The organism is Moorena sp. SIO3I6, from assembly GCF_010672095.1.
Genome location: NZ_JAAHHU010000287.1, coordinates 1 through 5,942, shown reverse-complemented (window position 1 = coordinate 5,942; position 5,942 = coordinate 1). Strand labels below are relative to the sequence as shown.

Annotated in this window: 3 protein-coding genes and 1 pseudogene; 3 read left to right on the top strand and 1 reads right to left on the bottom strand. The window is 42.2% G+C overall.

What is annotated here, in order from left to right; translation table 11 throughout:
- Positions 1-1,064 precede the first annotated feature (1,064 nt).
- The 3 genes and pseudogenes from F6K49_RS34210 to F6K49_RS34200 all read left to right on the top strand — a co-directional run bounded on the left by F6K49_RS34210 (position 1,065) and on the right by F6K49_RS34200 (position 2,768).
- Positions 1,065-1,196 (top strand): hypothetical protein, encoded by a 132-nt coding sequence (locus F6K49_RS34210; RefSeq protein ID WP_293058634.1) that lies wholly within the window; start codon positions 1,065-1,067, stop codon positions 1,194-1,196.
- A gap of 296 nt (positions 1,197-1,492) precedes the next feature.
- Positions 1,493-1,799 (top strand): annotated as a pseudogene (locus tag F6K49_RS34205) (hypothetical protein).
- Between the two features lie 669 nt (positions 1,800-2,468).
- On the top strand, positions 2,469-2,768 hold the full coding sequence (locus tag F6K49_RS34200; RefSeq protein WP_075900484.1) for a hypothetical protein: 300 nt from the start codon (positions 2,469-2,471) through the stop codon (positions 2,766-2,768).
- A 205-nt stretch (positions 2,769-2,973) separates the two neighbouring features.
- Here F6K49_RS34200 and F6K49_RS34195 read toward each other — a convergent pair.
- On the bottom strand, positions 2,974-5,942 hold a 2,969-nt coding region (locus F6K49_RS34195; RefSeq protein WP_293103808.1), incomplete at its 5' end, for a translocation/assembly module TamB domain-containing protein.

Sequence of the window (5,942 nt, the reverse complement as noted above, 5' to 3'; positions counted from 1 at the left end):
AGGGAAGAGGGCAAAAAAAATGTGTACCTCATAGCTATGACGAACGCTATATATAGATAGGCTGCTTAATAACTTTTGGTATCTTATCGTTATTATTTGAGAAAGTCAACACTTTTTTTTTTTTTTTGTACGAAAATAGTTAGAAAGCAGACATGACAAGGGATATAGCTCTCATTTTTCGTATAAAACACTCCTATTCATTAGGATTAATTTTCATTAATTATTGTTTACAATCAATAAGCTTATGACTAAATTTTACCAGGGTAAGCTCATCTAATTTAGTAAAAAAGGTACTTGACAAAAGTATCAAAACAGTATCCTTTATAGCTATCAAGGGACAAAACTTGTAGGCTCTTCCGGATCTGTGGTTGAAAACGTATTAAAAGGCACAAAATCGAAAATCAACGTGGCTGGAACTGGCGGAATTACCTGACATAAGCTTGTCTTATCACCGCAAAGCCGGAAGAGCCAACTTGTAACATATAGTAATCTTAAATCATTTGTAAAATCACTGGAATTATTAACAATAGTTGCAACTACGGTATTACGTGCCTTCTGCCTTCTGCATCCTGCCTTAAAGCAGCCTGACGGGGTGACAACCAAGCCAGAAGCCTTATGGATTGGCAATTAGATCGACTTGTGGTCAAAAAAATAATGCTGATGGGGTGACAAGGAAGCTAGAAGGTAGACTGAATCAGAGTCATAGTTCTTTAGTTGCCAAATCAAATCCTACTACTTGTTTGGTTTTAGTAATTTTTATACCTCGCCGTAGGCGACGCTTTAGGCCGTAGGCCTCCGCTGCGCGAACGAGCCCCGCGTGGCCGTAGGCCAAACGCGAACGAAGATAAAAAGCTATTCCTGGCTTTAACCCTAACTGTTGTAACTGAGTCCAAATTTGGCTTTCTTGTTTAATGAAATGATTTTTTTTAGCTCTTCCGTACTTGTTATTTTAACTTAACAATTTGACGAAGGGAGCAGGGAGCAGGGAGCAGTGGAAAGAGGCAGTATTTAGAAATACTTGTTAAGTAAATAGCCTCAGAATCCTGTCTTGATGCAAAGCGCGAGTGGGGGAAACCACGCCAGTTTCTCATGGGGGAGACCACGGCAGTCGCTCATGGGGGAAACCCCCAAGACCGCGCTGCCTCCCCAAGACCGCACTGGCTCCCCAAGACCGCGCTGCATCGCTTGTAGAGTAAGTTTTCTGTTTTTTTTACCTGAAATTTAGCATAGCAGGTACTGAAGAACCAAGAAATTCGATTCTCTGAAAAAAATGCCACGCGCACGCTAACATTTTGATTCTGTAATTTGTTCACGATTCCCGATTCCCGATTCCCGATTCCCGATTCCCTACTCCCTTAAAAAACAATATCCCATTCCATAACCGTACATTTTATTTCAATTACCCCTCCGAAAAAAAATTATAAAACCCCTTGACAAATTTAAATATTATCGTTATGATTATATTTATAAACTTAACAACGAATTGTTAACTATGTCTGACAATTTTCGCCCTAATCCAGAAAACAATCCTGAGGATATCACTCCTAGTAATACTCCTCAGGAACCTTTCCGCAAAAAATACCCCATTAAGCACATTTTGAAGCGATGCAGCGCGGTCTTGGGGGTTTCCCCCATGAGCGACTGCATCAAGACAGGGCTCTCGCCAGGCAATAAACAACACCATGTATACCCTTTATGCACGGGGTTACGCCCAAATTGACGAATGGAGCCCCCTTCAGGCAACTGAGATTCCTGGGGAATTCATCACGGTAATGACGAAATACTTAACTCTGGGTTAAGGGCTTAAATTTCAGGGGGCTTTGCCCCCTGGCCAAAGGCCAATCACATCGGATCACGTCCGGATGGGTTTACAAAGTTGAGACATAAGTAACAATTCCTAGCCGTGGAACATAGTTCTGCGGCTACTTTTTTTTGGTTAGCAGGTTTAAGGTTATGAGGTTGAAGGTTAGATGGTTGAAGGTTAGATGGTTGAAGGTTAGATGGTTGAAGGTTAGATGGTTGAAGGTTATTTGGTTGAAGGTTAGATGGTTGAAGGTTATTTGGTTGAAGGTTAGATGGTTGAAGGTTATCAGCTATCAGCTATCAGTTCGTAGGGTGCGTTAGGGGCGGGCGAGCCTTAATTTTTCCCCTCTTCGCGCCTTGTTGAAACAGCCCGCACCGTAACGCACCACGGGCAAGATGCCCGTTCCACCCACCAGGTCAAACAGCTTTAATGATATGCACCCGCTTCGGAGCAGGAAACAGAGAACAACAATTATCAAAATTTATTTACGTAACCTAGATCTCTTTATATTTTTTCCAAGTTGTGCAACAATCTATCTTTGAAACTATAATCTAGCGTTTCCTAGTCTAGTCAGGTAAATCTAAATTTTATTCCCGATTCCCGATTCCCGATTCCCGATTCCCGATTCCCGATTCCCGATTCTCTCCAATAACAACTTTCAAAAATGAAAAAATACCTAACTACGTTATTGCTGTTGCTAACATTATCCTTTGCCTTTGCTCCTCCCGCTGTTGCTTTCTCCTACTGCCGCACTAAAAATAACAACCGGATTTGCATCCTTAGCATCAAGCGGAGTGCTAAGTATCCATGGGAATATCGAGCATCAGTTAGTGTTAATGGCGTTGCTACTCCTATAGAAATATATAATTGTCGCGATCGCATTAGAGTTAAGAAAGACAGAACTGTTGTGCCATTTCAACAGAACGGTCCAGGGGAACTTATTTGTAGTATTTTGAAAAAATAGTATAAGAAAGGGAACAGGGAACAGGGAACAGGGAACAGGGAATAGGGAATAGGGATAATAGACTATTTCAACTGTTTGACCCGGTGGTGCGTTACGGGGCGGACTATTGCAACACTGGTTACGAGGCGGAAAATGAGGGCAAGTCCGCCCCTAACACACCCTACGCACTCTAAATTCTAAATTTTAAATTCTAAATTATAGCTAATCAAAATTGCAATTTATATCTAACTTGTACCTCATTAAACACGTAGTCGTAACTCAATTCAACTGAGGAAGTTTGTCCCAAATCATAAACGGCATCGAAGGTTGGGTAAACCTGTAGATCAGCTAATCCGATGGATCTCCCGACATTACTGACTTTTTCTTCAACGGTGAATAAAATATTTTTGATAATTGGTCGAACAACATACTGAGTAATCACTAACTCAGCTATTTCTCGTTCGTTGCTGTTAGCGATAGTCTGAAATTGGGTAATAAAACTGTTACCGAGCAGAGCGATAATTCCACTTTCACTGCGGGGAGGAGTACTGCTTAAGGTGACAATGGGGGAAAATAGAAACTCCTTGTCTTCACTATTAGCAATAGCTTCGCCATAAACACATTCAGCAAGCTCTTGGAATTGTTGGCGAGACAAGATGGTTGTTTTTGAACCAAGTTTAGCTAGTCCACTACTGGTAATTTGCTGATCAGCACAATAATCTTTCTCTCCTCCTAGGGCAAGAATTTGACTAGTTTGACCTTTGATCGCGAGGGTTATCTTTACTTGGTCGGGTCGAGAAGACTGCAGCACATTCTCAAGGATTTCGTTATCAATCCGTCTTTGACGTAAGGCACCAGAAGGCTCAAAGGCTATGGTGGTAAATTTAAGATCTAAATTGGGATTGAGTAATCCCTGCTCTGGTACAAATACAATAGTGTTACTGTGCCGCCTGTCTGCCACAAATTCGGTTTCTAATACATCAACTTCCCCACGTAGCAGCTTAATTGTTCCCAATCCTGTTAAGTTTTGGAGATTGCCATTGATAGGACCGTTGAGGGTTAAATCACCAGCTAGTCGAAAATCATATAGGGGAAACTGTTGCACTCTTAACTCATCTCCCAAACTCACCTGAAAATTCTTTAACCTAGGCACAAACTGATTATTGTTGCGACTACGAACTACTGAGGGAGTCTGATTAGACGTATTCTTAACGGTTTTTTCGTCACTTTCCTCGGTCTTAGTTTCCTGTGCCTTGGGGATAAAGGCTTGGCCATTTTCTAAGCTAATGTTTCCTGCAATAACTGGACGCAATGCTGAACCAGTAATCACGACATTACCGCCTACTCCACCTTCATAGAGCCCTGCTAATTTTAGGTTATCTTGAGGAATGTTCAGGGTTAGGGGATTGGAGGTGTTTGTTCTATTTGACACTATCGGCAATTCCCCGGAAACAGAAAATCCAATCCCTGCTAGGTCACCTTCGAGAGTTTTTTGACCTTCTGTATCTGGATAGTTTACTACTTCCAAGCGTTGATCATCTAACTTAAACTTGCCTACAACATTGAGAGTAAAGTCATCCTCTAACAACTTAGTTTTGATAGTGCCATTCTGGATATTAACCTCAGATGTTCCTGATAAGTCTTTAATTTTGATAGCATCTGCTAACTCCAAACGTCCGCTAACATTGAGTTCTATATCAGCGGTTCTATCCTCTCCATCCACCCATGCCACTTGTTCTTGAGTCACGACACTCAGGAGTGCCATGGCTGGAGTTGCTAGCTTGAGGTTGATATCGATGCGATCGCTATTTGGTTTGGGGGGAAAGGGGACTTTACCAGAGGCTTGTAGATAATCTGGTTTGTTGGTATCAAAGTCAAGACGAGAATCAACATAGTCGAAAGTTACTTCAACATCATCTAGGGAGGTATCATTGATGGTGCCATCTACAACAGCGACTTGCCCATTGGTGACTTCGGGATTGGTGAGACTACCCCCCAGCTGGCCTTGGGCATTTAAGTTACCTGCAATCTCAAAGGGAATAGTGACAAAATTGCTTGCTAAGTTGCTAACGGTCTCTAAAGATAGATTCTGGAGGAGGAAGTCTCCGGAGTTGCTTTCTTGGGCAAGCTGTCCTTGAAATGCTAAGACAGTTTCCCCCAATTCCATTCGGGCTGGCTGGACAGTAATCACACCTTGGTCGTAACTTCCTTTAGCAAGTAATTGGTTGAGCACAATTACTTGATTGGGAGAATTAGCATACCACTGCCAGTTGTTGCCCTCGACATTAAAATTTACTTTAGGATTAGTCAAGATACCGGCAACTGCAATTTCCCCAGTATACTTACCTCGAATATCTAAATTAGTCAGGAGTGTAGTAGGATCTAAGGGGTTAGCTACAGCTTCGTCTTGGGCATTAATTTTGGCAAACCGTCGTAGGAGATTAGCTAGGGAGCCTGCTGTTATACTAGGCAATGGTCGTAATTGGTCAGCGTTGCCAAATTTATTGCTACCAATTTGATCACTAGAGGAATTAGTAGTAGAATAATTAGTAGTTTGGAATCCTTGGGCGATGTCGATAATATCAACATGTTTGACAATAGTCAGTAGCTCTTCAATATAGGCTTCTGGAATAGTAAGCTTGCCGTTTATTTCTTGAGACTTGAGATTAAATCGACCATTTTTGAATAAATATCGACTGTTGCCCAAGATTAAAGCAGCTGATGCGATCTGGGCAATGTCATCTTGATAGGAGAAGTTAGCACTAACTTGTTTAGCGTTGATTTCTCCGAGAGCAAGTTGCTTAATGTCGATAGTATTACGACCAGAGGTTTCTAGGGTGAAAAGATTCAGGTTTGCTTGCCCTGTTACCTCACCGTCCAATCTACCGGGAATACCGTAGGTCAAACCAGGAGTGAGATTAAGAGTAGCTAGGGAGAAATTCTTGATCTGAGCGGTTAAGTTATCTCCCCGGCGTACTCCTGTGATCAGAATCGGGAATTGTGACCCTTGTCCCTGTTGGAGTGTAAAGGATGCGGGCAGGTAGGGAGCAAGACATTGGTCTCCTCTTGTACAGGGTTGGAGGCGAGTTGCGATCGCATCTTTCTTTCCTCGTAAATCTATGGCTAATTCTTGTCCTGGCGCAACGGTTACTGGCCCAGCTAACACTGGCTCAAAGGTTAAGTCGTTAACCTTCA